At 45.0% G+C, this 23697-nt stretch carries 29 protein-coding genes; 3 read left to right on the top strand and 26 right to left on the bottom strand.

The features are described from left to right. Positions 1-218 precede the first annotated feature (218 nt). From AB4329_RS17465 to AB4329_RS17350, 24 genes are all read right to left on the bottom strand, one after another. Positions 219-1325, bottom strand: a complete 1107-nt coding sequence (locus AB4329_RS17465) for an acyltransferase family protein (RefSeq protein ID WP_372138898.1) — start codon at positions 1323-1325, stop codon at positions 219-221. Positions 1326-2102: 777 nt separating this feature from the next. Beyond that, on the bottom strand, positions 2103-3743 hold the full coding sequence (locus AB4329_RS17460; protein ID WP_372138896.1) for a hypothetical protein: 1641 nt from the start codon (positions 3741-3743) through the stop codon (positions 2103-2105). Beyond that, positions 3740-4213 carry a DNA-binding protein gene (locus AB4329_RS17455; protein ID WP_076653566.1) on the bottom strand — a complete coding sequence of 158 codons (474 nt, stop codon included), beginning with the start codon at positions 4211-4213 and terminating at the stop codon, positions 3740-3742. Before AB4329_RS17455 ends, AB4329_RS17460 begins: the two co-directional genes overlap by 4 nt. Next, a complete protein-coding gene (locus AB4329_RS17450; RefSeq protein ID WP_372138894.1) occupies positions 4207-5109 on the bottom strand; it encodes a hypothetical protein in 903 nt (300 codons plus the stop codon). The genes AB4329_RS17455 and AB4329_RS17450 overlap by 7 nt, the downstream gene beginning before the upstream one ends. A gap of 5 nt (positions 5110-5114) precedes the next feature. Then, positions 5115-5681: a hypothetical protein gene (locus tag AB4329_RS17445; RefSeq protein ID WP_372138893.1), complete on the bottom strand. Its 567-nt coding sequence runs from the start codon at positions 5679-5681 to the stop codon at positions 5115-5117. Positions 5682-5690: 9 nt separating this feature from the next. Further along, on the bottom strand, positions 5691-7202 hold the full coding sequence (locus AB4329_RS17440; protein ID WP_372138892.1) for a phage tail protein: 1512 nt from the start codon (positions 7200-7202) through the stop codon (positions 5691-5693). A 49-nt stretch (positions 7203-7251) separates the two neighbouring features. Beyond that, positions 7252-7914 carry a phage tail protein gene (locus AB4329_RS17435; RefSeq protein WP_372138891.1) on the bottom strand — a complete coding sequence of 221 codons (663 nt, stop codon included), beginning with the start codon at positions 7912-7914 and terminating at the stop codon, positions 7252-7254. 6 nt (positions 7915-7920) lie between these two features. Continuing rightward, positions 7921-9111 carry a baseplate J/gp47 family protein gene (locus AB4329_RS17430; RefSeq protein WP_372138889.1) on the bottom strand — a complete coding sequence of 397 codons (1191 nt, stop codon included), beginning with the start codon at positions 9109-9111 and terminating at the stop codon, positions 7921-7923. Beyond that, complete coding sequence (locus tag AB4329_RS17425) at positions 9108-9464, bottom strand: DUF2590 family protein (RefSeq protein WP_029627313.1); 357 nt, start codon at positions 9462-9464, stop codon at positions 9108-9110. Before AB4329_RS17425 ends, AB4329_RS17430 begins: the two co-directional genes overlap by 4 nt. After that, positions 9454-11274: a phage tail tape measure protein gene (locus AB4329_RS17420; protein ID WP_372138887.1), complete on the bottom strand. Its 1821-nt coding sequence runs from the start codon at positions 11272-11274 to the stop codon at positions 9454-9456. Before AB4329_RS17420 ends, AB4329_RS17425 begins: the two co-directional genes overlap by 11 nt. A 30-nt stretch (positions 11275-11304) precedes the next feature. Further along, positions 11305-11439, bottom strand: a complete 135-nt coding sequence (locus AB4329_RS17415) for a DUF6890 family protein (protein WP_372138900.1) — start codon at positions 11437-11439, stop codon at positions 11305-11307. A 50-nt stretch (positions 11440-11489) separates the two neighbouring features. After that, positions 11490-11771: a putative phage tail assembly chaperone gene (locus AB4329_RS17410; RefSeq protein ID WP_372138885.1), complete on the bottom strand. Its 282-nt coding sequence runs from the start codon at positions 11769-11771 to the stop codon at positions 11490-11492. After that, positions 11768-12091 carry a hypothetical protein gene (locus tag AB4329_RS17405; RefSeq protein ID WP_372138883.1) on the bottom strand — a complete coding sequence of 108 codons (324 nt, stop codon included), beginning with the start codon at positions 12089-12091 and terminating at the stop codon, positions 11768-11770. The genes AB4329_RS17410 and AB4329_RS17405 overlap by 4 nt, the downstream gene beginning before the upstream one ends. 224 nt (positions 12092-12315) lie before the next feature. Then, positions 12316-12915, bottom strand: a complete 600-nt coding sequence (locus AB4329_RS17400; protein ID WP_372138881.1) for a lysozyme — start codon at positions 12913-12915, stop codon at positions 12316-12318. Next, positions 12902-13111: an HP1 family phage holin gene (locus tag AB4329_RS17395; protein ID WP_112460238.1), complete on the bottom strand. Its 210-nt coding sequence runs from the start codon at positions 13109-13111 to the stop codon at positions 12902-12904. The genes AB4329_RS17400 and AB4329_RS17395 overlap by 14 nt, the downstream gene beginning before the upstream one ends. Before the next feature lie 4 nt (positions 13112-13115). Beyond that, the gene (locus AB4329_RS17390) at positions 13116-13322 is read right to left on the bottom strand and encodes a TraR/DksA C4-type zinc finger protein (protein ID WP_076653592.1); all 207 of its coding nucleotides are present in this window, start codon (positions 13320-13322) and stop codon (positions 13116-13118) included. 21 nt (positions 13323-13343) lie between these two features. Beyond that, entirely contained in the window at positions 13344-13796 is a 453-nt protein-coding gene (locus AB4329_RS17385; RefSeq protein ID WP_038157303.1) for a phage protein, read from the bottom strand. A gap of 3 nt (positions 13797-13799) precedes the next feature. Then, positions 13800-14933, bottom strand: a complete 1134-nt coding sequence (locus AB4329_RS17380) for a DUF2586 domain-containing protein (RefSeq protein WP_132941691.1) — start codon at positions 14931-14933, stop codon at positions 13800-13802. A gap of 6 nt (positions 14934-14939) precedes the next feature. Beyond that, a complete protein-coding gene (locus AB4329_RS17375) occupies positions 14940-15671 on the bottom strand; it encodes a phage virion morphogenesis protein (protein WP_372138879.1) in 732 nt (243 codons plus the stop codon). Further along, on the bottom strand, positions 15668-16159 hold the full coding sequence (locus tag AB4329_RS17370; protein WP_076653602.1) for a phage tail protein: 492 nt from the start codon (positions 16157-16159) through the stop codon (positions 15668-15670). Before AB4329_RS17370 ends, AB4329_RS17375 begins: the two co-directional genes overlap by 4 nt. Then, complete coding sequence (locus AB4329_RS17365; RefSeq protein ID WP_076653605.1) at positions 16156-16620, bottom strand: head completion/stabilization protein; 465 nt, start codon at positions 16618-16620, stop codon at positions 16156-16158. Before AB4329_RS17365 ends, AB4329_RS17370 begins: the two co-directional genes overlap by 4 nt. Before the next feature lie 121 nt (positions 16621-16741). After that, entirely contained in the window at positions 16742-17458 is a 717-nt protein-coding gene (locus AB4329_RS17360; RefSeq protein ID WP_372138877.1) for a terminase endonuclease subunit, read from the bottom strand. Between the two features lie 10 nt (positions 17459-17468). After that, positions 17469-18479, bottom strand: a complete 1011-nt coding sequence (locus AB4329_RS17355) for a phage major capsid protein, P2 family (RefSeq protein WP_372138874.1) — start codon at positions 18477-18479, stop codon at positions 17469-17471. Continuing rightward, a complete protein-coding gene (locus AB4329_RS17350) occupies positions 18479-19351 on the bottom strand; it encodes a GPO family capsid scaffolding protein (RefSeq protein ID WP_132941696.1) in 873 nt (290 codons plus the stop codon). Before AB4329_RS17350 ends, AB4329_RS17355 begins: the two co-directional genes overlap by 1 nt. 176 nt (positions 19352-19527) lie before the next feature. On the opposite strand from AB4329_RS17350, the gene AB4329_RS17345 reads away from it, so the two are divergent. From AB4329_RS17345 to AB4329_RS17335, 3 genes are all read left to right on the top strand, one after another. Further along, positions 19528-21315, top strand: coding sequence for a terminase large subunit domain-containing protein (locus AB4329_RS17345; RefSeq protein ID WP_372138873.1), 1788 nt, complete (start codon positions 19528-19530; stop codon positions 21313-21315). After that, positions 21312-22346, top strand: a complete 1035-nt coding sequence (locus AB4329_RS17340; protein WP_206368891.1) for a phage portal protein — start codon at positions 21312-21314, stop codon at positions 22344-22346. The genes AB4329_RS17345 and AB4329_RS17340 overlap by 4 nt, the downstream gene beginning before the upstream one ends. Positions 22347-22412: 66 nt before the next feature. After that, entirely contained in the window at positions 22413-22664 is a 252-nt protein-coding gene (locus tag AB4329_RS17335; protein ID WP_285409104.1) for an ogr/Delta-like zinc finger family protein, read from the top strand. Here the strand turns inward: AB4329_RS17335 and AB4329_RS17330 are convergent. Beyond that, positions 22659-22877 (bottom strand): hypothetical protein, encoded by a 219-nt coding sequence (locus AB4329_RS17330; protein WP_372138872.1) that lies wholly within the window; start codon positions 22875-22877, stop codon positions 22659-22661. The genes AB4329_RS17335 and AB4329_RS17330 overlap by 6 nt on opposite strands. A gap of 153 nt (positions 22878-23030) precedes the next feature. Further along, positions 23031-23201, bottom strand: a complete 171-nt coding sequence (locus tag AB4329_RS17325; protein ID WP_372138870.1) for a hypothetical protein — start codon at positions 23199-23201, stop codon at positions 23031-23033. Positions 23202-23697: the final 496 nt, after the last annotated feature.

Here is a 23697-nt window from a genome sequence, read left to right as displayed (position 1 = left end):
AGATCAACACGCCCTAGTCTTCGTTAACTAGCGGTTCGGGTGGTTCAAGATGTGATCTTATTGAGCACTAAACTCTTAACCCAATAAAAACAAATAGATAAATCAATTAAGTGTTTATTTTGTCCCGAAAACGTCCACACTAACCCTTTACCATACTGTTCAAAAAACACTCAAGAAAGATCAACGCGCCCTAGCAACAAAGCTGTCACTGAAAGATCTTAAATTATTTTACTTGATAGATGTCTAGACAACTTCGTAGACTGTTTATCTATAGCTAAATGAAACAAAGTAGCAAAAACATAACTCATAATTATGTAAAATAAGAATAAAACCATTAAACCTATTGTTGATGATACATGCATCACATAGAGGTAACTGATAAGTGAGCATAAAACCAAAAGGTGGATTAAGTACACTGAAAATGAAGCTTGTCCTAAAAACTGGCAGAGCTTACCTGTAAGGAAGTTCTTAAAACACCCATGCTTTACACTCGCGACTAACATTAACGCTCCAATAGCATTGTAGAGTGTTTTACTATCCAGACTAAAAGTAGTTGGGAGCCATTTATATAAAAACGATTCGTACTGATATGCCCCAAAGTACAAACCTAAAAACAGCACTAACCACTTAAACTTAAGTCTCTCTAAGGTGTTCAATAAGGCTCCTCCAAATAAACATAGATAATAGATGCTCTCAGTACCCAAAATGAAGAACAAGAATCCCCCAAGCAGGACAACATCCCTTAGTTCGTTCCCTCTCGGCTTAACCATATAAAAAGCCAGTAGAAGCAAACTACCTAGAAACTCAACTTTTAAAGTCCATAACGGTGGGTTTAAAGCCCCATCCCCAAAAATAATTCCCTTGTAAAAAACTAAACTTAGAAAATCATTAAATGACACATCGTTGTAGAAGTTGCTTAGCCACCCCGTTGAGCCAGAAATAGAGGCCGCTGGTTTATTGTAGTAAACACCCGTTTTTAACAATATATACGCAATAGTGATCGAAGCTGCTACAGGTAAACCTAACCTCACATACCTGCCCCACACCCTTCGCCTCAAAGTAATACAAGAATTAGAAAAATATGGAAGTGTTAGCACACACCCCGAGAGAACAAAGAACACCATTACAGCAAAGTGACCATTAAAAAACACCGTCGTAAAAGGGCTACTTAGAACAAGAGTCAGCTGACTTGGGGTATCAAGCGAAGCAAATATTGTTGGGTAGTTGTTACTCATCAAAAAAGGTAAAAACGCACATAGAAAGTGAGCTACTACAACGTTTAGTGCAGCAAGGCCTCTTAAACCATCAAGTTCCTTCAAATACATAAATTAAAAGTCTCTTTTAAAATAGATGGATAATTAGAACACAATCCAGTAAACAAAACTAATGCTCATCACTGAAACTGCTATCGAAAACCTTCTATCAGACTCACGCAACCAACCCCTTCAAAATATCAACACCACCGCTTGGTATCATTTCGCTCATCATCTTCTCTGGAATCCAGAACAAAACCCGCTTTTCGTCACTCCATAAACTCGAATTCAACAGCGAGAGTTTTAATTTTCAGGCTGTTCTGTTTTGAAAAATGTAAATCCACTAAAATCCGCTTTCAAGCCTTGTCATATCTAGCTTAACAAGACACAAAAGAGATCTTTAAAAATTCCTTTCAGATCATCAAAACAGTGACAAAAACCACCATAATCATTATTTATCAGTAAGTTAAAAAATGCACAAGATCTTTTTTGATCGTTAATTTTTCAATTTTCTGAAAAAAACTGAAATGACTGAAATTCTATATAGGGCTATTTCAGCTATTTTGAGAGTGTTTGCTACACCCCGAAGCCCCTTATAGCAAAAGGCTTTGCTCCTCATCTGCTTGGCTTTCTGACTCCCTGATTTTTCATAACTCAAAAACTGTAAAAAAACTGATCGAAAAACCGCGCAGGCGGGTGAGGAGAGTGCGGATTTTGTCATCCGGTCGTTGTGTTTCGTGGCTCTGTGGTAGCTGTTTGCCCCGTAGTGGTGGTGTTCTGGTTTTGCCTTGATGCAGGCATAAAGAAACGCAGCCGTTTGGCTGCGTTGATTGTGGGCGTTTCTGTGGGCTAACTTGTTTGTGTAATTGGGTCTAGTCGCCCTTTAAGGTTGGAACTATCCGAGCCATGCCCACTAATGGCACTCGCTTGAACTGGTGCTTTAGTTGTTGCCGGGCCAGCTACTACACCACTATGCGTATGAGTCGCTAATGTGTCGGCAAGTTCTTTCACTACCTGCATAAGTTCAGACAGAAGAATCAAGACGTTCTCTTGCTTAGAGCCTACCCACGTTTTTGGTGACTGCAGCCACTGGTGATCAGCAGCAATACTTCGGCGAACTTTGCCGATAGTCTCCACCAATTCGCCAGCGGTCGCGGTTTGCATGTTGCCCAAGCTGCCTAGCACAATGTCATCACCTGCTATTAGGTTAATTGCGCCTAGTGCTTCAATAAGCTTTTTGCCGATCACTTCTTCAATGCTGTGCTCATCAACCAAAATATGGTGCTGACCAAATTCACCACGATAGCGTTCTACTTGGTCGAGCTTTTCAAATGCTTTTTGGTTTTGCGTTTGGTCGGTCTTCTGGGTTGTGTTTCCTGCTGCATCAATTCGGTTGCTGACCTCTTCACGTTGCTGCTGCAGTTGTTCCCCCGGCTCAATCGAAGGCAACGCATATTCACGGCCATAAACACCACGAATGATAGGTCTGTCATTCCGTCCATAAGCGAAAGCGATTTCAACTAGTGTTCCCTCTAGAGGGTAAGACAGCAATCCAGATTCATGCCCACTCATATGAACAGGCAATGGAATCGAACGATAGACAGGCACATTAATGTCTGGATTTAAGTTTTCATCAAGCACCTGAACATCTACCGCAAACCTTGGGCGGAATGGGTCAGCAACCTGCCCGGCTGCCGCTGTGTCTCTTACTGCCTCAACACGGCCAAACTTAGGCAAATGAAAACCTGCTGCCAACTCTGGGAAGTTCTGCAGCGTTTCACGTTTCTTTGGCGGCACTTCTGATTGTTCAGTCTTCCAATAAGCGGTCATTTCATCTTGAATCAAATCAACTCGATTAACTCGCTTGTCGTTCATAACTCTGCCCGGCCTTAGCATAGGGAACGGAACAAAGGTGACACTGTTACCACTTTGGCGACTGGTGAACTCTTCAGGTATAGGCATAGGTTTGTCGTTGAAATGGCTACCTTGATACGAACCGAAGTAAACCACCCGATCAGTATGTTGGAACCAAACACAATCAGGAATAGAAAACGCCTTGGCGACTTGTTCTAAACATTGATAGCCCGTTCCTTGGCAAACAAAGTTTGGAATAGTGGTTTTGATGTAGTCAGCATCAGGCAGATTGAATTCAAGCCCTGTCATATCCGAAAGAAGTCCGATCACCTGCTCTGCGGTTGGGTGCTCTAAGCTAACCGCCCAGCGTTTAGACAAAATTCCAACCAGTTCTTTAACCGTAACTTTATGGTAGCCATTTGCTGCAGGTTGAACTTTGTCGATATACCCCTCAAACCAAGGGGCGGTTTTGTTCTCATAACCAATATCAAAACGTACAGACGCGAACTGCTCTGGCTTTTCCTTGGTTTCAATTTCGAAGATTGCAACACTTCCTAGGGATAGCTTTAGGCTCACCATGTTACTAACCAGTTTGACTTCTTCACCACTAATAAACAGGCGTTTTTCTAGCTTCATTGCGTTGCTTCCTCTGCGTTATTCAGTGCCTGTTTTAGCCGTGTATTTTCTCGTTGTTCTGGTTTGGTTTGCTCTTTGGCACGTTGCTCTTTTTGCTCTGCAACACTGTTGTGCTCTCTCAGCTCAAAAGAAACATTCCAAGCCTGTAAGGTTTCATGCTCTCTCGCATTGATACGGCCAGTGAATTTCACGTTGCGAATCTTGAGTGCTAACGCAATATCATTACCAATCCGATAAACCCTGCGTGTATTGGTTTCGTCTTTGTCCGATGCAAGCGAATACAACTGGGTGAGCGTTTCTACACGTGTGAAAGGCACACGACCACTAAAGGTCAGTTTCTTGCCTTTATCGCCTTGCTCTGCCGTATCGGTACCCGATGATTGACCGCTCATGTCTTGGTCTTTTAACTCCATCGACATTTCAACTTTCATCGAGTCTAAGTTAACCGGCACACCATCGAGAGCTAACATAGCAACTCCTCAAAAAAGATCATTGGTTCATGGCTAAGCAATAGACTCGCCACGGTGAATTGATGATTGTTTGGCGCACCAGCTTGGCTAATCTGCGTTGCGATGCTTTCAGCACTACCAGAAACAGAAAAAGCGTAAACACTGCCCTTTAGGTCTTTAAGTGCATTTATCTGCGCTTTGACATCGCCCAACTTACTGGCTCGTTTTGCTGCCAGTGCCTGCAACTTACCGATCACATGGTTTGCGTCATCAGCTAACGATTCAAGTGTGGCGATTTGTGCCCCTTGCCAATGCAAAGCGTCATGTAGTGGATTGGCATTGAGTTTCGCCATTGGTTTAAAGCGAGGTTGGACGATTGCGGCAGGTTGGTGAAGCTTATCGGTTTCATTGGTCACGAGTGCTTGAGTTTGCCTAGCCACCTGACACCAATCTGGTAAAGGAAACACGGAAACAAGATCCGCCAACTGATTAGCGAACTGTGCTAATTGTGAAGCGGTCACCATAAGCGTAATACAATGAAGATTGCCGCCCTTTGTTTTTGGTAAAGGTCTGTACTTGTCAGCATGATCACGCAGCTTACCAGCTAACACTTTCACTGCTGCCTGTGGGTTCAGGTAACAACCCGAATCCAGCTTGGTGCCAACTTGAAACTGGTAAGGTGTTGCGGTTAGTACAGTGCCAGTTCTTAACAAAGATTCAAGATCACCACGCAACCCAATTAACGCATTCGCTTCTTCACTTAAAGAGTGACGCCCATAACTGGCGTCACTTTCAAGGTTAGTTAAGCGGCTAACTGCATCATTCATCGTTGTGCCGATTTGGTCTGTTACCTGCTCGGCACTGGTTTGAATTGCTTGTGAACTGCTAGGCCAACTTAGTGAGGACTGTTTCCACATACGGCTTAACCCTCGGTAGGAAGCTCTGGCTGAATCGGCCAAGGGTGTTTATCTTTGATTAACTCAACTGCAGCATCCGCTTGCTGTTTGAACGCTGCCGCTTCATCTATTAAGCCTTTTGACTCTTTGCGCCATGCTTCCATATAAAGCGGATCACTAACTTCACGGTAGGCAGCTCGACGAGCACTATCTACTTGGTTGTAGTCAGCGATGTATTTGTTACTTGCGTTTGTTACCCAAGCGGTGCCGTTCCATTCATCAAACCTTGTAGTTGGCACTTCTAAAGTCCAGCCGTTAGGCAATGGACCAAGCTCTGTTACTTTTTGGCATTTGTCACAGTTTGATTGGTCATACACCGTTTTATCTCGGTGGTCTTCTATCAATTCTGAACCAATAGCTAAACCGTCATCACCTGTCACTGCAATCGCAACAAAACCGTCTGTTCCATCTACTGGTTTGCTTTTTAAAGCTGTACGTGGAATATGATAAATCCCACCTCGGTACATAGCTTTCACTGGTTCGCCAACTTCTTTGGTTGATGGATCAACTGGCCAATAGTATTTATTCGTCATGTTAACTCCTTAAATCGCAATAGCCATTGCACGTGCAACGTTTCTTGGTCGTGTTTCTTCAATACCTTCTGCTGATGTTCCGAACCTTTCTGTTCTCAATTCACCATTTTGCCCATTAAGGAAGTTATCGCTAGATGCAATGATGTCACTATTCCTATCGTTCAGGGTGAATGCACTGTTCGGATCGGCGATGTCTGCTGTTGTCATTTTGTGATAGTGAGATTTAAATGCGTCACCTTGGGCACTATTCAATAATCGACCACCATCAACTCCGCGTCCTTGGTCGAGCACACGCAAGAACTCACCGCGAATCTCACCAGTATTAATTGTGTTACCATTAACTAGGTGCGGATAACGGCGAGCCAAACGCCAATAAACGGACGTTGACAAATCCACATTAATTTCCATGACCGCCCATTCTGGCGCTGAGGTATCTAGCCAATAAAAGGGCATACCAACCTGATCGCCTGTATATGGCACCCAATAGAACGGTTTGGTGTTATCCGTCCAGCCTATGTGACGGTGCGCTGACAGTAGCGGCGATTTCCCCGCCAACGACTCAACATTTGAATACCATTGCCAATAACTCAACTCACCCGTTGATTGGTCTTTGGTGTAACAAATTTCACCAGTTGTGTAAGTTCTTTCTGGGTTGTATGGAAGAAACTGAGAAAGCATTTCAAACTCATCCAAACCACCCTTAACCCGCCAATCAACCACTGAACCATCGGCATTAATTCCGACCAGTTTTGCGACATAGTGCTTATCACCGTTACCGTCCACATAATCGGTTAGCTCGGTTTCAGAAACTGCAATCGTGACTTTGTTTTCCCACACTGACAGCGCGGTACCTTGACGAACAACATCGACATACAAACCGTTGGGTTTAGTGGTAATGGTTTGCAACACTTCACCAGTTAACACACCACGTAAACCACCGACATAAACAACACCAGGAGTCACTTTGTATTTGTTCGGGTCAGCTTGTTGGGTTACGTCAAACCCATCAACAAAAGCCGTGTGACCGTAGTTATCTAAGCAGGCCAAACGGTGGTCTTCTTCGATACCTTTCAAACGTGCTTGATAGTCAATCTGCCAAGTCGATGCATCAACGGTAATTCCAGCAATTTGTGCGGCTCCGTCATAGGCTTGCACCAATGACTTAGTGCTCGCCATGCCGTTTTCTTTGGTCTCGATGGCTTTGTGCACCGCCATTCCGCAAGAATTTGGCACATTCTTGTCACGTAGATAAATCGCATTAAAGGTGAACTCTGCAACGGTTCCGGGGATCACAACTGAATATGCCAGAGCGTTGTCACCAAGTTTGCCCACTTGGTCGATGTCTTGTTGGTGAACCCATAGCGAAACATCAGGCAAACCATTTTCACGGTCAATTGGCTGGCTTGGGTCTAGCCCCGGAATGTGTGCAAAAATCATTTCGTTCATGTCTGGTGCATCACCGACACTAATCTGATTTTGCAAGTAACGCTCAAATTCGAGCGGGATTGCCGTTTGGCTCATTGGGTACCTCCCCCTTTTTTCTTTAACTGGCTATACAAATGTTTACCAACTAAAGGCTGGCAATAAATACTTGTTGTTGATGTTCAACTGGCTGTGGTTTCACGTTCATTTCAACGGCTTGCTTAGTCTCTGCTAGAAACAAGCTGAAATTGTGTGAGAACTCACCACTGGCAACGGTTAAGGTTGTCGGGAACGTCACTTGAAAACGGTAACGGCGACACGTCCGGCCATACTGTTCAATCAGTGTTTGAACCAACTTAGTGTTATTGGAAATATCACCGTCTGTTAGTTCAATGGTGCAAACATCCCACTGCACTGCATCTTCACGCTCTTTAAACGCAACGATGCCAACGCCCAACCTTTCAAAAATTCGCTTAAACCCTGCAACGCTGCCTGCGTCTTTGGCATTCACGGCAGCGTATTTCACTCGCTTACGAAACAGCGAAAGCGGTTCACCCTCAAAGCGTTTGATGTCTCTATCCCAAGCCATTAACTCCAAGGTGTTTTCGCTGCATGTCAGCGCATCCATTTGGCGAAGTGGAAACAGCAGCCAACCCCAAACCATTTGGAAAAATGCGAACACGCCTTTTGATAGAAAGTGCGGTTCTTTGACTTCTTCCGATGTGGTGCCGCCGTCTTGCCACCATGGAATAACCGTTTCCGGTAACTCTGGTGCATGTTGCTCTTGGTTGTAGCTTTGAGGTTCAGACATGGCTTACTACCTTACCGTTAGCGTTTTCAAACGTGGCTGCTCTAGTTCGCTGATAATGTCCTCTTGAACCTTTCCGCCTACGGTGAACTTTACCGACTCGACCTGCGCCATATTGGTGTGAATTTCAGTACCAAGTAGAGAAAGGCTAAAGCGGCTTTCTGGTTTGGCGCGGGTCATTTCTGGATAAGCGGCAGTCTCACGAAATGCCGCTCTGATACGGTCTTCGACTTCCAGCAGCTCGTTAACCTTGGTTGCCTCGTCTAAGTTCACCACCAAAACCACATCGGCGATCACATCGTGCTCTGTATCTGGAATAGCTTTACAAGTCAGCACATCACCATGGCCGTGATGCCCTTTAGCCATAATGTGGTCATTTAACTGGTCAAGAACGGGTTGTGGTGTTGCTCCGACCTCCATCAAGATCAATGCTTCTGCAGTGCCCGGTGTCACTTCACCTGTATTGTTGAAATAGATGTTGTCGCTACGAATCCCGGCAACACTAGAAATAATGGAGCGGTAAACATCATCTATGTGCCATTCACCCGAACTGGTGAAAGCGTTCTGAATACGCAGTGCCAGTTCTTCATTGCTTTCAGCGTCTGCGCCTAATTTGGTTATCCAGTCTGGTTCGTTAACCGCATCGACAATGCCCGGAATCTCTTCTGGAATGATATTGAAGTAACCTGCAGGTAAGTTAAAAGCTGCACCTGCTTCGAATGCTTCAACCAGCACTTTGCCCGTTAACTGCCCCGCATCAATCACGGTTTCAGCAAGCACTCGAACCTTATACACCACACCATCAATTGGCAGGGTTTGAACCACTTTACCCGCTTCTATCGTGACAGCATCAGCAGCGTTCGCCTTGGTTAAGGTGATATTGCCTTGTGTTTTCTCTGCGTCTTTCGGCTCGATGTCATGTTCCCAAGCTTTCAGCTCTAAAGCCCAACGCTCTGCCGTTGCCACAAACATATTTGGCATGACGTGTTCTGCTAGTAGTGTTCTGATCAGCCACACACATGGTGTTACTACAGCAGCACGAACCCATCGCCAAAACGGTGACATTTCAGAGTCATTAGATACCTTGCTGCCAGCTCCCACGACTTCTTGTTTTAGCTTGGCTTCAAATTCATCTTCGGTAACAGGCACACCCGATTCACTTAGAATCTCAACAAAGTCTGCGTTTGGTCGTTTACTCATGCCCCGTTATCTCCTACAGAAAGCTCTAGATCACCATATTCATAAGCGGTTGCGGTTAAGGTGATTTCACCCGCTTCTAACTCTGTTGCCGTTGCAGTGCCGGGAACGACTCTCACATCACGCTCGGCTAACTGCTCAATCTGCACCATCACATCAGCGCGTAACGCTGGGTTACGTTCAGCAACCAATTGACGGGCCAAACCCGACTCCATAATGGCGTGCTTAATATCTTGTGCGATGCTGTATAAATCGCTGCATTCGGCAGGCTGTTGACCAGCGTCCATATCCCAGCCGCCGTCAATCACTTTAATGTCGATGTACTTTTTGCTTTCTGATAAATGGCTATCCGGCATTGAGTTCGTCCCATTCGGCTAACTGGTCTGGTGTAATTCCATTCGGTGCAGTGATGTAAACGTCACCGTATGAGTTCATGCTACCGCCTTGCGGTTTATGGGTAGTCGTTACGTTTTGAACCATGCTTGGTGGTAGTGTTGGCATTGCTCCCGGCTGTTTGTATTCGGCAATGCTGCCACCGTTACCCGTTGGCACTTCTGGGGCTTCGAACGCCATTGGCTGAATAGATTTAGGTGCGTTACGCTCTGCTTGAACTGCTGCACTCACTTCTGGTGTGTCAACCTTGCTACCCAGTTCAATATCAACACCAGGGATCATATTGAGTAAATCAACAAGCCCCTCAATTGCTCCTGCTATCACATCAAACCAAGAAGCGTCTTTGAAGGCGGCGGTTAAGTCGTCCCACCAATAAATTGCCGCTGCAAATCCACCAATGAGTAGCGCAATACCCGCCACCACCCAAGTGATTGGGTTCGCCCATAACGCTGCGTTGAACAACCAAGCGGCGGCAGTGCTTGCCATCGCACTGATACGCAGTAACTTCATGATGCCGTTTAAGCTAGCCAATGTGACAGCCCAACCTGCAGACATCATTTGTCCGATTCCCATTGCAAGTGACAGTGTTGCCACCACACCACCAAGAGATAAACCTGCAATTGCGACATAACCCAGAATCTCGGCCAGAAAAGGAAACTCGTCTGTCCAACCGACAACCATCATCAATCCGTCAGCCATCGAACCAACAACTGCGTTGATAGATGGAAGAATGGCACCAAACACGGCTGCGCGAACGGCAAACCAAACGGCTTGCAAGCGTTCCCATTGGTCGGTCATGTCGCTTGCCATCTGTTCAGCTTTTGACATGCCCTGTACTTGGCCAAGTGTTTCAATGCTCCCGGCTAACCCTTCGGTATCAGCCATGAGCAACTTGATCATGGCTGTCGCTTCTTTTGTGCCAAACGCTTTATCCAGCTCTGCCGATTCCGCTACGCTAAGCGTATCGCCATACTGACCTTTGAGCTTTTCAAGGATATCCAGCATTGGAAGCATATTGCCGTGACTATCCGTAAAACTGAGCCCTAGTTCATCTTGGGCCTTTGCTACCCCACCCAAGAAAGCGCGATACTTAGTACCCGCTTCGCTGCCACTCATTGTTGCTTGTAACTTACCAAGAATCGCCATTTGCTCTTCCATGGCAATACCTGCCGCCGTTGCATTCGCTCCAACACTGGTAAACGCACTGCTCATGCCTGCGCCCGTAGTCTTGAACATCTCCACAGATTGAGCGGTCATGCCAGCGACTTGCTTAGACCAAATCCCAGTTCCCATTTCATCGGCACTATCTTTAAATATGCCGTACATAGTGCCCATATAATTGGTAATGGTGGCCGTGTCAGCTTTGGTTGCGGCCGCGAGTACTGCTGAGCTTTTGGTAATATCTGAAAGCTCAGCACCGCTAATATCACCAAATGCCGATTTAATATCGTATGAGGCACCGACAATATCTGTCGCTGACTTACCATATTGAACCGATGTCCAGAGTGCCGTTTTTGAAAGCTGGGTAAGATCCTCATCCAGTACGCCCAGTGATTTCACTTCGCCTAACTTTCTGTCCATTTCAATCGCAGGCATCAACGCGTTTTGAATAGCAAAGCCAGTTGCAACCAAACCCGCGCCACCTGTCGCCATGTTCTGCATGCCTTGCTTGCCTGCTTCCATGGAAGATTGCACTTGTTTGGTAATGCCTTGCAGTGGCTTGGTTATTTGATCAACCAGTGCCACGTGCATCAATAGCTTTTCCATACTCATTGCGTAATGCTTACCCGCTCTTTACTTCTACTATTTACTGAACAATCTGCTGATTGCGCTCATTACTGCTCTTTCTTCGCATTCGAACTGGTGTTTATCCAGCCAGATAGCGCGGCTTAAACTTTGTTCGTCGTCTGGTTCATTGGGTAGAAAATGACGACGCAGGGCAAAGGCTTGTTCAAGTGGGTTATCTTCAATCCGCTTTGCCCTGTCGGTTATTTTTTTAGTAAGATTTCAATGCCACCTTTAGAGGCATTACTCACCGTTGCGAACAGCTCAATGGTTAGACCGGGCACGCTATCAAGTAACTCGATCAGCGCATCTTTCTGCTCTGGTTTAACAGTGCGAGTCAAATACGTGTATGCAGGAGCCACTTTGTTATTCGGCATCATGTCATTGGTATGGTTGTTCGCATCTTGCACCGTTGGAGTGAATTCGAAATCAGTACCACCGATAGCCACTACTACAGGTTTTGATGTGAAAGCAGGTTTAGTCATTTTCTTCTCTCTTCGTCTTTTGTGTGCTTAGCTTCGTGCTTGGCACGCCATTGCAAATAATCTTCGGCCTGCTGTGCGCATTTACTCAGGGCCGCTTTTAATTTGGGTACATCTTCACTAGCAGTTATTAACGGGCTAGTGCCTTGAATTTCTGGTTTATGACACGGAACAATCAGCCCAGCAGGAGGTAACTTGACGACGACTTGAGTTGCAACTAACTCAGTACGGTTCGCGCAACCTGTTAGCAACATCACTAGGCCAAGGCTTTTGATAACATTCATCATCGGCCAATTGACGTCGAAGCATTTCAATGTCTTCATTGAGCTTTCCCTCTATAGTGCTGTGCAGCCTTGTTCTATCTACCAGTAACCGATTTGCATCACTGTTTTCTTGGGTGAGTGTTTCAATGGTTGCTTGGCTAACTTGATTGGTTGATAACGCATTATCTAAACGTGCCCTTAAAGCGGCCTGCTCAGACTTACTAGCTTTCAACATTAACCACATCGACACCATGGCAACCCCCACTGCAGCAATAACTAGCCACTTAACCCATTTGATGTTTTTGAATGGAAAGGCAGCGATCATGCTCTTTATCCCTACGGTCAATTAAACCTTTCAACTTCACACCACCGCCATAAACCCACCTTGGCAACTCATGACAGGCTTTAGTAAAGTCACCCTGTTTGATGAAGCGATAAATCTGCGTTTCACTACCATCACGATTTCGCATAAATCGAGTACAGCCAGTGTTAAAGCTAAAAGAAGTGAATGCATCGAACTGACCTTGTGACATCTGCTTGCCAGAATCTGCCTCTGCACGACTGATACATTGTTCAGCCTGCTGCAAGTTCTTCACCCAGTCGGTTGCAACTTGCTCCAAAGACACCACTTGATCATTTACGCCATGAGTGTTTCCAATGCCATTAGTTGCCAGTCCTGCAGGGCATGTGTACGGGTCTTGTCGGCACCCCTCTGCATCACCGATAATTTCCAAACCAATTGGGCTAGTTCTTAGCTCGCCTACTTGCACACCTGAAATCGTCACGGTGCCAGTTGGGAGTTCTGAACTGTTCAGTGTCACACCACCTGTAACCAAACCGATCACAGCAGCGACAGAACAAATAATTCGTTTAGTCAGTTTCACTTAGTGCCACTCCTTTTTCGCTTGCAATACGCTGCATCGCTCGTTTATGCCAGTAATTCAACCCTAGAGCTGCCAGACCAATGACAAGCGATAAGATGAAGTACCACTGTTCAAATGTCAGTTTGCTGATAGTCATACCTGCCAATGACATTAGGTAAGCAATTCCGCTGGTTATTTTGTCGTACCAGTCTTTCATTCCGTTACTCCCGCTCTGCTTGGCAAGATGCACAGTAACGACACCCCGCTATAGCAACTCGACGCGCTTCTGGGATTTCATCGCCACACTCGTAGCACTCTTTCGCGCTTTCTTGTTGGCCTGTCTGCACTGACCGTTTAAGTTGGCTTGCAATAGCCATTTCGGTGAATTTGGCTTCATTACTACTGGCATGGTCGATAAAATCCGGCATTCGTTATCTCTCTGGTTAGGCTTAAAGCAGACCGCGTGTGTCGTCTGAACTCAGGTATGAAATACCATTAATGCGGACAAAGTGCGGACTCGTTACAAAACCTTTCAGTTTGCGTTTGGTCTTATCACTGCTGTTAGGGTCGACACTCAGTAGATCAGAGATTTGAAGTTTCACACCGAACAACTCAACTTTGTCTTCGTCATCACCTGTATTTGCATAGAACATGCAATCGTGAGGTTTGATGCCGCGCCAGCTACCTGCTTCACGTGCTTTTTGTTGCAACTTGCGGAAGTTGTTTAAATCCAACTCATATTCCACATCACAGCTAACTGCACCATGCGTAAAGCCCGTTGGTATTCCACGTTCTTTATCAACGGCTGATTCGTCATTGATGGTTGCTGTTGCCGATTCCACATGAACCAGAACACCCAGCATGTTTACGTCGAAGCTTCGACCTGTATAACGAGAAGTCATTTATTACTCTCCTAGACGTTGGTTAAGCATGATGCCGATCGTGATTTTCACTGGGCACTCATAAGGCGTAACAGCTAGCAGAATTTCCACTTCTTCACTGTTAATCCAAGTGATGGTGATGTCTTCATCTTGTGGCGGTTTGATTTCACCAGGGAACTCGTAATCACCAATTTTCGTTACTACCGCCATTTCGCGCAGGTCTTGGGTAAAGTAGAGTTTTGCGCTTGCTTCACTGCCCGGCGTTGAATTGAACTCACGATCAGCGATTCGAGCAATCGCACGTACACGAACTTTACGGGCTGCTTTCATCGCAACACGGATATGGCGAATATCTTGAAAGTCACCACCCGGAACATCTAAAGTACGGCCCGTTGTCCAGTACTGCCCCGGATAATCTGGGTACCACATTGGAACCGCAATTCGAGCTGCTTCCAGTGCTTTAAGGGTTGCCAACTCCAACGGCTTGCCGTCTTTATCCGTTGCCAGAGTCATGCTACCCAGTACGCTGCCTGTTTTTACTCGTGCAGGGGAATCAGCAATAGAGACTTCTTGGTTTGCTAAACGGCCAGCGTAAATACCGACTGTTGAGTTTTCTTTGTGAACTTGAGGAACAACGGTGATGTACTCACTTGCGATGCTTGTTGGTACCGCGACTGTTGCTGCCAACCACTCCGCCCATGTTTCACCCGTCACCGAATCATCATTGATACCCGGCAAGGTGCAGATCATGAATACTTCACGGCCTAACTTGTTTTTCAATTCAGTGCGGAAAGCAACAGCATCTTCAAGAGTCGATGTGCCTGTATCTGGCTTATCAAGCACAACGGCTTCAAAGCTTGATGTTTCATTGGCTTTAAACACTGCGGCTTGCCAACTGTCTGCGGGGTCTAAGACGATCACACCTGCAGTCCAGTTTTGTTTCCCGTTTAACTGGGCGGCTTTTAGCGTAAGCATGTGCACAGGGTCGATGTTATCGAACGTGCTATCTGCAAAATCCGTGGTGTTGTCCACCATGATTAGGTTGCGCTCTGTTCCTGCGACTGTGCCGTACACAACAAACAGAAAGTGAAATTCAACGCCCGGAATCGGTCCGCGCATCATGTTCAGAATGTTAATAATGACGGTAGGCCATGCCATGAGTATTTATCCTCTTTTTAGGTGTTTAGGTTGAACGTTCCAACCGTAATCAATGCCTTGGAAAGCTCTTGTCCATGCCTTTCTCAAGTTTGTTCTTGAAGCCCCTAGGAACTTGCGAGGTGGTACAACAATTTCCCAAGTACTCTTAATCCGAACTAGGCCAAGTTCCCTAAGTTGCTTAAATGCGCCTCTAACTTCGTACTGAGTTAGGTTTTGAGTCATCCACTTAATGGTTGGGACTCGCTTTGAGCCTCTTTTAGCCTTAGGGTTAATTCGCCTTGCATAGACTTCATAACCAATATCCCTTAAGGCAATCGCTTGACCACGAGTACACATGTCATTGTCATTTAGCTTTTGCTTGCGCCCTTTAGGAACGTTGTTTTTATGTGCTTTTCGCTTGTGCCCTTTTTGATGGAAGTTGGCAACAAAAGCTCCATGAATTCCGTAGTCGCCTTTTTTAATGCCGACCGTCGCTTTCTGGGTACCAGCCTTGACATAAATCAGCTTCTTAAAGCCTGTGAGCATTTTTTTAGGCTTGCCCTTACGCTTGTTCTTTCGACCTTTCCACGCTTTACCATCAGGGCTTTGCTGTCTGGTAATATTCCGCTTTGATATTTTTTGAACTTCTTTAGCGACTCTACGCAAAAGGCGTTCTCGTTTTTTTGCTGGCATGGCAAGGGCTTTCAAGATCTCGCCTGTTCTAAGCACACCCTTTTGATCCCACTGGACTTCAATCATTGTTTTAAATCCAAGGTGAATCGCTCAGCTATCCAAACTTCATATTCGGCTAAGCTGTATTGCTTCCCATGCCAATGAATAGCCCCGCTTTCGTCTTCGATCATCGTGACAGGTTCAATAAACTGAATATCAATTTCTACATTGGCTGTATTGTCACTTTCTGGCTCAACTTTGAATCTAGGGTCTTGCAGTTCATAAGTTTCACGGTATGGGTCATTGCTTTGTAACCAAGCCATAACCGAAGCCATGACGATAGCTGGCTCAAACTCTCTAAAGGGAAACCGTTCTATTGAAATGACGGCTTCGTATTCCATCATTCCTAAATCAAACCCCAAGCCTTGATGCTTTGGTGTAAGTTGCAACTCTGCACCATCCATCCACGATTCAAGTAACTTGTGGCACTTTTTAGGGATGACTGTCAGTAGGTGAGCAGTGAGCGTTTGTAGCAAATAGCCCATTTCGCTTTGACCTTTAGACTCAATACTCATATAAGCTCCACACCCACTCGGCCTTTGCCTTTAATTGCTCTAACGTGCTGCTGACTTTCTGCAAGCAAGCTATCCTTTGTATCAGTTTCTTTTTCAGCTACTCGATCACCGGCATCTTTAGTTTGTTGGGTTGCGAACTCTGGCAATAAATCTGCCTTGGCTCTCGCATACACAGCCTTTTCATACAAAATGACCAAAAGATTCTTTTCACCGATACTCGGTTGCCCTGTCACATCAGAAGCTTTAGCGAATCCACTTTCTTGGTATTTTTCTTTGGTCGTTTGTAATTCAATGTTTAGCTGTGCAATCGCAGCAGCTACGGCGTAAGCAATGGCTTCTTTGTCCATATGTGCAGGAACACCACGACGTTTTTCAAAATCACCTGCATTGATGTCTGGCCAAAAACCGTCATTGGTGATGTTGGTGTCTTGATAATCTGTTCCAGATGAACCATTAAACATCGAATTACCCTTGCTCTTTGTATTAAGGAATAAGTGAGCCTCTAGCCACTGGGTCGACGGTATCGAGTTAGCCTATTGGCACTCTTACCTCACCAGCCGAGGCTCGGCGGCGTAGGAGTCTTTACAGATTCTTGTTGTCTTTAATCGCGCGAATACGTTGCTCGATTTGACCAATCTTGGTTTTCACACCCACTTTGTCGTACTTGTCGTGAGCGTGTTGCAGTAGCACCAAAGCTTTTTCTAGTGTTTCTAAGCTCCCGATAGCTGTTGGTTGTGGTTGGCCTTCTTCATTTCGAATAAGGTACAAGCCTGCGAATCGGTACCACTTGGCATGAACTTCTTCATGCAATCGCCACTCTTTTTCGACCTTTTCAAACACCTTGCTGAAATAAGGCTCAATTGAATGACCACGGCCAGATTCTTTTTCTGCCCACTCAAGCACTGCATCAGCGCAGACAGTCGGCCAATCACGGCGGAAGTTGTCCGGTGTAGGCAAATCCAACTCGATAGCTTTCAAACACCAATCAATAGCGGTTTCCATGTCGTTAACATCGAACAGCCAGATCACCATGTTGGTAAAGATTGGGTTTTCGAATACTTCGCCTTTTGCTAGGTAAGCTTCCACGTACGGTTTGTACTTAGGCACTAAAACTTCTCGCTTATGCTTCACTTTGTCTTCGATAGCATTCAGCTGTTTTAGGTACTTACGATCTTCTTCAAAGTCGATCAGCTTGATGTGCAGGCTTTCGGTATCTGCACCGGAAATCAATTCCGATGCAGACTGGTTAGCTTGCTTTTCAAGAATTTGTTTACGCTGTCTTGCTAATGGGCTAACCATGTTTCACCCCTTATGCTGCTGGCGCAGGGTCAACAACAGTGACAGTTTCGATTGCAGCAAACTTTTTAAGGTTGCCCACTGCGTAACCTTCCATACGAATATGGTTAGATTCGAAACGTAGCTCATCGTCATTGTTTTTCTGGCGACGCTGTTGTGTGTTTGCTTGGGTAAGAACTTGTAGGTTCTTAGTATTTGTCACCCACACTTGGTCAGCAGGGAAGAACGGAGGCATATAAGCTTTTTTGCCTGCAATGGTTTTTGCAAGAGCTTGTGCCGCTTTATGTTCTGTCGGTGAATTTGCCGCTTCTAGCAAACGATGTTGTTCAGCCGCGACCAAATCAGAACCAACTAACACGACAAGATCAGGGTCTTGGCGATGTTCTGGAGCAATAGTTGTGTTGATTAGGTCTTGTACCAACGAATCAAGGTTTTTGTACGAATCCGCTGCTGCACCAGTAGGGTCTAGCTTCGCAGATGCCAAAACTTGACTAGCTTTCTTCTCTTTTACAACTGTAAGCCAACCCTTGTTTACGTCTTGGCCTAGTGGATTAGCATCTGGGTCAGTAGGCGTTGCGATTGATGTACCGTTGAAACCTACACGGAGAATATCCAATGCAAACACACGAGAAATCGCGTTTAGCATTAGTTTCAACCATTCGCCTTTTTTCCCTGAGTTCGCCCATTGGGTCATGGTTTCCCAAAGAATATGAGCACCAGAATCCGTTTTAGTCAGTTCGTAGGTATTACCACTTTGGCCCATTTCACGACTGAAACGACCTGATGAAGTACGACCTGTAGAAAGACCATCATTACCAACATCTACCACTTGACCTTTAATCTGCTGCACAGGTAACAGAGAGATCATGTTTAAGAATTCATGAGACTCTAAGATTGCCTGACGTAGAGCAGTTTCCATCGGTGGTGTGATGTTAAACGTTCCATAAGGGACATCTAAACCAGCGGCTTGAGCTACGGATAAACTGAACTCCGCTAAGTATTTCGTTGAAACAGCATTCAGCATTAAAATACTCCTTCCATTTTGTCACTCGCACCCTCACCACCCGGCTCTTGTCCCGGCACTTCTTGTGAAAGTTTGTTAAATTTCGATACCAAACCGTTCACTGTTTCTACCAGTGGGTTTAGCTTGTCATCCAAAGCTGCAGAGAACTGTTCAACAGTTGCCCCTGTATTTACTTCCGGCTCTGGTTCTGGGTTTTGCTGCGAAAACTCTTGTTTGAGTTCATCTTTCAGCTCGGTTTTTAAGGCACTAAATTTTTTATCAAATAGTGCTTCTAGTTGCTCTGGAGTCACGTCAATGTCCTCTGGTTCAGGCTCTACAGGTGTAATTTCTGGCAGTGCCCCGCCAGATTGGAAATGTTTTGCCAAATCTGAGAAAAACTTAGAGATAGGATTTGTTGTGAAGCATTCGGACACGTCTAACTCTTCAAGATCACTACATTCAATCTTGGTCACTTCACCTTGCTTGCGTGAGAACTCAAGGCGGTCTGTTCCTGTAGATGCTGGGGAGTCAGTCACAGCTAGGCCCATCAGGTAACATCGCCCCTCGCCCTTGTAATCAGGATTAGGCTCAATAGATGTAAATAGCTTTTGTCCATCTTGGTTAGCATCAAGCAAATATTGGTTTGGCGTAATCTTGGCGAATAGTCTCAACTTGCCGTCTTTCTTTTCGGCTTTTAGTTCTTCAACCACACCCCAGTTTTTACCCTCAAACACATTCCAGTGAGAACGTGCGTGTTCAGGCCAGATCATCGCGGTGTACTCAGAAGTTGAATACAGCGATGCCATGTCTTTAATCCATGCTGCAGTTATTTGGCGACCATCTACAGTAGCCCCCTCAGTTGCAACAATTTTCCAATCACTGGTTTTGCTCATGTTTGTCGTTTGCCTAGTTAAATCACGTCAAATAAATCTCGGTCACGGCAAACAATACGCCTTTGAATAGGTGGTTTCAGCCACTTCAATTCCTAGAAATTCGGATTTAGCCCATATCCGAATTCATCCGAATTTAAGTTAGTCATTTGCGAGATTTCGGGGCGTATGATGCGCTTATGGCATATTCTCCCGAAGTACGACAAGCCGCCCGAGCACTCTATTTGAAAGCTTGGACGCCACGTGAAATCGCTACCGAACTGAACCTGAATAATGAGCGCATCATTTATTACTGGGCAGATAAATTCGGTTGGCGCGATATGTTGCGTGAACAAACTATTGATGAAGCAATAGCTAACCGCATTCAAACGTTGCTCGAGTTGGAAGACCCAAGCAAGAACCAGCTAGACATGCTCGATAGGCTTATCAAGCATCACGCAGCTTTGAAGAAACAAAGGGCACAAGAAAGGCAGCAAGGTGAACAGCCTTTAAATGCTGGCAACAAAAAACACGAGAACAAAAGTAACCGTGGTGATCAGCAATCTGGCAGCAACTCAAAATCGAATAAGAAACGTAAAGGCAAAAAGAATGACATTAGCGAACTGAGTGAAGAAGACTTTGCCACGTGGCACGATTCGCTTTTCGCCTATCAACACGTAATGCGCAACAACATCAAACAGCGTATTCGTAACATTCTTAAATCCCGCCAGATTGGTGCAACCTACTATTTCAGTGGTGAAGCTTTAGAAGATGCGATTCTAACTGGTGACAATCAAATCTTTTTGTCAGCGTCACGCGCTCAAGCGGAAGTTTTTCGCAGCTACATCATTGCTATTGCAAAAGAGTTCTTAGACATAGAGCTGACCGGGAACCCGGTCATTCTCTCTAATGGTGCTGAACTTCGCTTTTTATCAACCAACAGCAAAACCGCGCAAAGTTACCACGGCCATGTGTATGTTGATGAATACTTCTGGATACCGAAGTTTGACGAACTAAACAAACTCGCTTCGGCAATGGCTACCCATAAGAAATGGCGTAAAACCTACTTTTCGACCCCATCATCGAAAATGCACCAGGCGTACCCATTTTGGACGGGCGACCAATGGCGAAAAGGGAGAGATTCACGCGCTAAGATTGAGTTTCCTACATTCGATGAATACCGCGATGGAGGTGTGCCTTGTCCTGATAAGCAGTGGCGTTATGTCGTTACTATCGAAGACGCTGCTGCAGGCGGTTGTGACCTATTTGATATTGAAGAACTGCAGGACGAATACAGTAAAGACGATTTCGACAACCTGTTTATGTGTGTCTTCGTCGACGGCTCTTTATCTGTATTCAAATTCTCTGATCTCGAAAAAGGTATGGTTGACTCTGCCCACTGGCAAGACTTCAAACCAAAAACAAAATCACCGTTTGCCGGGCGTGAAGTATGGCTTGGTTATGACCCTAGCCGCACCCGTGACAATGCTTGCTTAGTCGTCATAGCCCCGCCTGCAGTTGCAGGTGAGAAATTCCGTGTTTTAGAGAAACACTACTGGAAAGGCCTTAACTTCCAGTACCACGTAAGTGAAATTGAAAAGGTATTTAAACGCTACAAAGTCACTTACATAGGCGTTGACACTACGGGGATTGGCGGCGGTGTCTGGGACTTAATCAAGAAAAAACACCCACGTGAAGCCCACGCCATACATTACAGCAACGAAAACAAGAATCGCCTTGTGATGAAGATGATCGACATTGTAGAAGCCAAGCGCCTGCAGTTTGATGCCGAACACAAAGACATTGCTATGGCATTCATGGCTATTAAGCGAGTACCAACCAATAGCGGTAACGCTATGACCTTTAAAGCAGAGCGAAGTGAAACAACAGGCCACGCCGATGCGTTTTGGGCTATTTCACACGCCATCATTAACGAACCGTTAGATCACGATACTCCAACCAAATCAACTTGGGCCACTGCAGCATGACCGACACAACAGAAACACTAGTTAAGCAAGAAGAACAACATGCAGAGTCTGTTTATCACATTGACTCTTCGCCAGAAGCAATCGACTCAACCAGTTGGATGACGTCTTACTCTGAATTGTTCTACAACGACTCCGACGACTATTGGGAACCGCCAATCTCACGACAAGGTTTGGCAGAGACTTCACGCGCAAACGCCTATCATGGTTCACTTTTAAAGGCTCGTGCAAACTATGTTGCTGCTCGTTTCACCACTGGCGGAGGTGCCAGACGTCGGCAGATTCAATCTTTTTGCAATAACTACTTCACTTTTGGTGACGCTGCTTTTTTAAAAATCCGCGATCACTTCAAGCGTGTTGTTCGTTTGTTCCCTTTACCAACGATGTACTTACGCCGACGTAAAAACGGTGACTTTGTGCTACTTGAGCGTGACAACAAGCAACGTGTCTATAAGGCGAATGACATTATTTTCTTACCCCAAGAAGACTTACAACAACAGATTTATGGCTTACCTGACTATTTGGGCAGCTTACAAAGCAGTTTACTAAACAAAGACGCCACACTATTTCGTCGCCGATACTACAAGAACGGTGCTCATATGGGTTTTATCTTCTATGCGACTGACCCAAACTTGAGTGATGATGACGAAAAGATGTTGAAAGACAAGATCGCCAGCTCTAAAGGCGTTGGTAACTTCCGTAGTATGTTCGTCAACATTCCCGGAGGTGCAGAGAAAGGTATTCAGCTAATCCCTGTAGGTGACATTGCAACGAAAGATGAATTTGAACGCATCAAGAATATTACAGCGCAAGACATCTTAGTGGGGCATCGTTTCCCAGTGGGTAAGGCTGGCATTATTCCACAAGGGACAACCAGCTTAGGCGACCCAATCAAAATTGGTAGTGAATACGCCAAAGACGAGATCATACCTGTTTGCGAACTGATTATGGATGAAGTGAACAATGACCCGGAAATCAGAAACATAAAAAGCCTACATCTAAAGTTTGATGTTACTACCGGGGAAAACTCATAAACCTGTACAAAAACACAGTTTATGGCTTAATATTGAACTGTCAGTCAGTTCAGCTAGGTCATTGTTATGAGAGTGTTTTGCCCCGAATGCGGTGAAAAAAGCCGCATCCAGAAATCAAACAGAATAAGTGCTAAGTACGCAGATTTATATTGCTCTTGCAGTGACCCTGAATGTGGCCACTCGTTTGTGATGAATTTGTCTTTTAGCCATTCACTTAGCCCTAGTGCTAAAACCACCTCGCAGCTCGCCTTCAATATGGTAAAAGCGCTAGCACCAGAACACAGAGCAGAGCTAAAACAACAACTCTCCATGCTATAACCTGAATATTGGACTATCCACTTCAGCAGCCATCCCAATGATTGAACGGATGGCTTTTTGTTTTTCATCGTCTACCAAATGGCCGTATTTAGTTAGTAATCCTTCCAACAAGATCACACCAGCTTCCTGTCTACCTTCCCCCGCCGAACTGACAGCCACACCATCAATGATTACGTCGAGTGCAGATTGAAATAACTGTTTTTCTTTAGACATATCAATATCCTTACATTTTACACATGAAATATACTGTATATATAGACAGTATTCCAGCGCAGATTTTCGGCTGTGAGATCTACTGTAAGTTTTTGGTTAACCACGACGAGTGGTTAATCCAGTAAGACCACCGCAGCCAGCAAACAAATCTGTCTAGTGTGCTGTAAGAAATGACTCTAATTCCCGTTGATAGATAGCATCACGCATCGTTCTAAAGTGGTTGAGGATAGTTAGCTGTTCTTCCATTGTCTGAGCTGTGGCTAACTTCTCATCTTCTAGGTCTACAATGTATTGATATGTGGTCTTCTGACTTAGATTTGGCATGTGCTCTCCTACTTCCGTTCATCTTACTTTCAGCATACCTGACGTAGATATATTTCCTAAATGCGCCTGCAGCCTTGAAACTCACCTATTAACCTATAACAGCTTTGAAGATATGCAAGCGTCGTAAAGTTGATTTAAATCAACAGATTATCCAACTTAAAAAGGTTGCATGTTGGTCAGTTATGTTATGGCGCAGTTATGGCTAATAAAATTGAAGAGGATGGATTTGGAAGGGATGGTGTATTTATAGTGCCAATTTGAATTTTACTGTCAACACCCCATTTTTTGCCAAATTATCAGCTGTGTCACTATGTTATCACAAAGGAAAATATTAAATTTAATATAAGCACAATATTACCACGCCACTCAAGAATAAATATTCTTATATATCAATTACATATAAATATTAAATTGTAATAAAACACTCAATTTATCTCGACATTTTGCCACGTTTAATACGAAAAACATCAATTTCAATAAATTTGAACTCCATCAC

It is taken from the genome of Vibrio sp. 10N.261.54.A5 (genome assembly GCF_041471145.1).
GTDB lineage: Bacteria > Pseudomonadota > Gammaproteobacteria > Enterobacterales > Vibrionaceae > Vibrio > Vibrio crassostreae_C.
Note: the sequence above shows the minus strand (reverse complement) of the source record. Positions and strands in the feature narration are given on the sequence as shown.

Bases quoted from the DNA above. Each gene is read 5' to 3' on its own strand.
- AB4329_RS17465 (WP_372138898.1), bottom strand. From the start codon at position 1,325: ATGTATTTGAAGGAACTTGATGGTTTAAGAGGCCTTGCTGCACTAAAC.
- AB4329_RS17460 (WP_372138896.1), bottom strand. From the start codon at position 3,743: ATGAAGCTAGAAAAACGCCTGTTTATTAGTGGTGAAGAAGTCAAACTG.
- AB4329_RS17455 (WP_076653566.1), bottom strand. From the start codon at position 4,213: ATGTTAGCTCTCGATGGTGTGCCGGTTAACTTAGACTCGATGAAAGTT.
- AB4329_RS17450 (WP_372138894.1), bottom strand. From the start codon at position 5,109: ATGTGGAAACAGTCCTCACTAAGTTGGCCTAGCAGTTCACAAGCAATT.
- AB4329_RS17445 (WP_372138893.1), bottom strand. From the start codon at position 5,681: ATGACGAATAAATACTATTGGCCAGTTGATCCATCAACCAAAGAAGTT.
- AB4329_RS17440 (WP_372138892.1), bottom strand. From the start codon at position 7,202: ATGAGCCAAACGGCAATCCCGCTCGAATTTGAGCGTTACTTGCAAAAT.
- AB4329_RS17435 (WP_372138891.1), bottom strand. From the start codon at position 7,914: ATGTCTGAACCTCAAAGCTACAACCAAGAGCAACATGCACCAGAGTTA.
- AB4329_RS17430 (WP_372138889.1), bottom strand. From the start codon at position 9,111: ATGAGTAAACGACCAAACGCAGACTTTGTTGAGATTCTAAGTGAATCG.
- AB4329_RS17425 (WP_029627313.1), bottom strand. From the start codon at position 9,464: ATGCCGGATAGCCATTTATCAGAAAGCAAAAAGTACATCGACATTAAA.
- AB4329_RS17420 (WP_372138887.1), bottom strand. From the start codon at position 11,274: ATGAGTATGGAAAAGCTATTGATGCACGTGGCACTGGTTGATCAAATA.
- AB4329_RS17410 (WP_372138885.1), bottom strand. From the start codon at position 11,771: ATGACTAAACCTGCTTTCACATCAAAACCTGTAGTAGTGGCTATCGGT.
- AB4329_RS17405 (WP_372138883.1), bottom strand. From the start codon at position 12,091: ATGAAGACATTGAAATGCTTCGACGTCAATTGGCCGATGATGAATGTT.
- AB4329_RS17395 (WP_112460238.1), bottom strand. From the start codon at position 13,111: ATGAAAGACTGGTACGACAAAATAACCAGCGGAATTGCTTACCTAATG.
- AB4329_RS17390 (WP_076653592.1), bottom strand. From the start codon at position 13,322: ATGCCGGATTTTATCGACCATGCCAGTAGTAATGAAGCCAAATTCACC.
- AB4329_RS17385 (WP_038157303.1), bottom strand. From the start codon at position 13,796: ATGACTTCTCGTTATACAGGTCGAAGCTTCGACGTAAACATGCTGGGT.
- AB4329_RS17380 (WP_132941691.1), bottom strand. From the start codon at position 14,933: ATGGCATGGCCTACCGTCATTATTAACATTCTGAACATGATGCGCGGA.
- AB4329_RS17375 (WP_372138879.1), bottom strand. From the start codon at position 15,671: ATGATTGAAGTCCAGTGGGATCAAAAGGGTGTGCTTAGAACAGGCGAG.
- AB4329_RS17370 (WP_076653602.1), bottom strand. From the start codon at position 16,159: ATGAGTATTGAGTCTAAAGGTCAAAGCGAAATGGGCTATTTGCTACAA.
- AB4329_RS17365 (WP_076653605.1), bottom strand. From the start codon at position 16,620: ATGTTTAATGGTTCATCTGGAACAGATTATCAAGACACCAACATCACC.
- AB4329_RS17360 (WP_372138877.1), bottom strand. From the start codon at position 17,458: ATGGTTAGCCCATTAGCAAGACAGCGTAAACAAATTCTTGAAAAGCAA.
- AB4329_RS17355 (WP_372138874.1), bottom strand. From the start codon at position 18,479: ATGCTGAATGCTGTTTCAACGAAATACTTAGCGGAGTTCAGTTTATCC.
- AB4329_RS17350 (WP_132941696.1), bottom strand. From the start codon at position 19,351: ATGAGCAAAACCAGTGATTGGAAAATTGTTGCAACTGAGGGGGCTACT.
- AB4329_RS17345 (WP_372138873.1), top strand. From the start codon at position 19,528: ATGGCATATTCTCCCGAAGTACGACAAGCCGCCCGAGCACTCTATTTG.
- AB4329_RS17340 (WP_206368891.1), top strand. From the start codon at position 21,312: ATGACCGACACAACAGAAACACTAGTTAAGCAAGAAGAACAACATGCA.
- AB4329_RS17335 (WP_285409104.1), top strand. From the start codon at position 22,413: ATGAGAGTGTTTTGCCCCGAATGCGGTGAAAAAAGCCGCATCCAGAAA.
- AB4329_RS17330 (WP_372138872.1), bottom strand. From the start codon at position 22,877: ATGTCTAAAGAAAAACAGTTATTTCAATCTGCACTCGACGTAATCATT.
- AB4329_RS17325 (WP_372138870.1), bottom strand. From the start codon at position 23,201: ATGCCAAATCTAAGTCAGAAGACCACATATCAATACATTGTAGACCTA.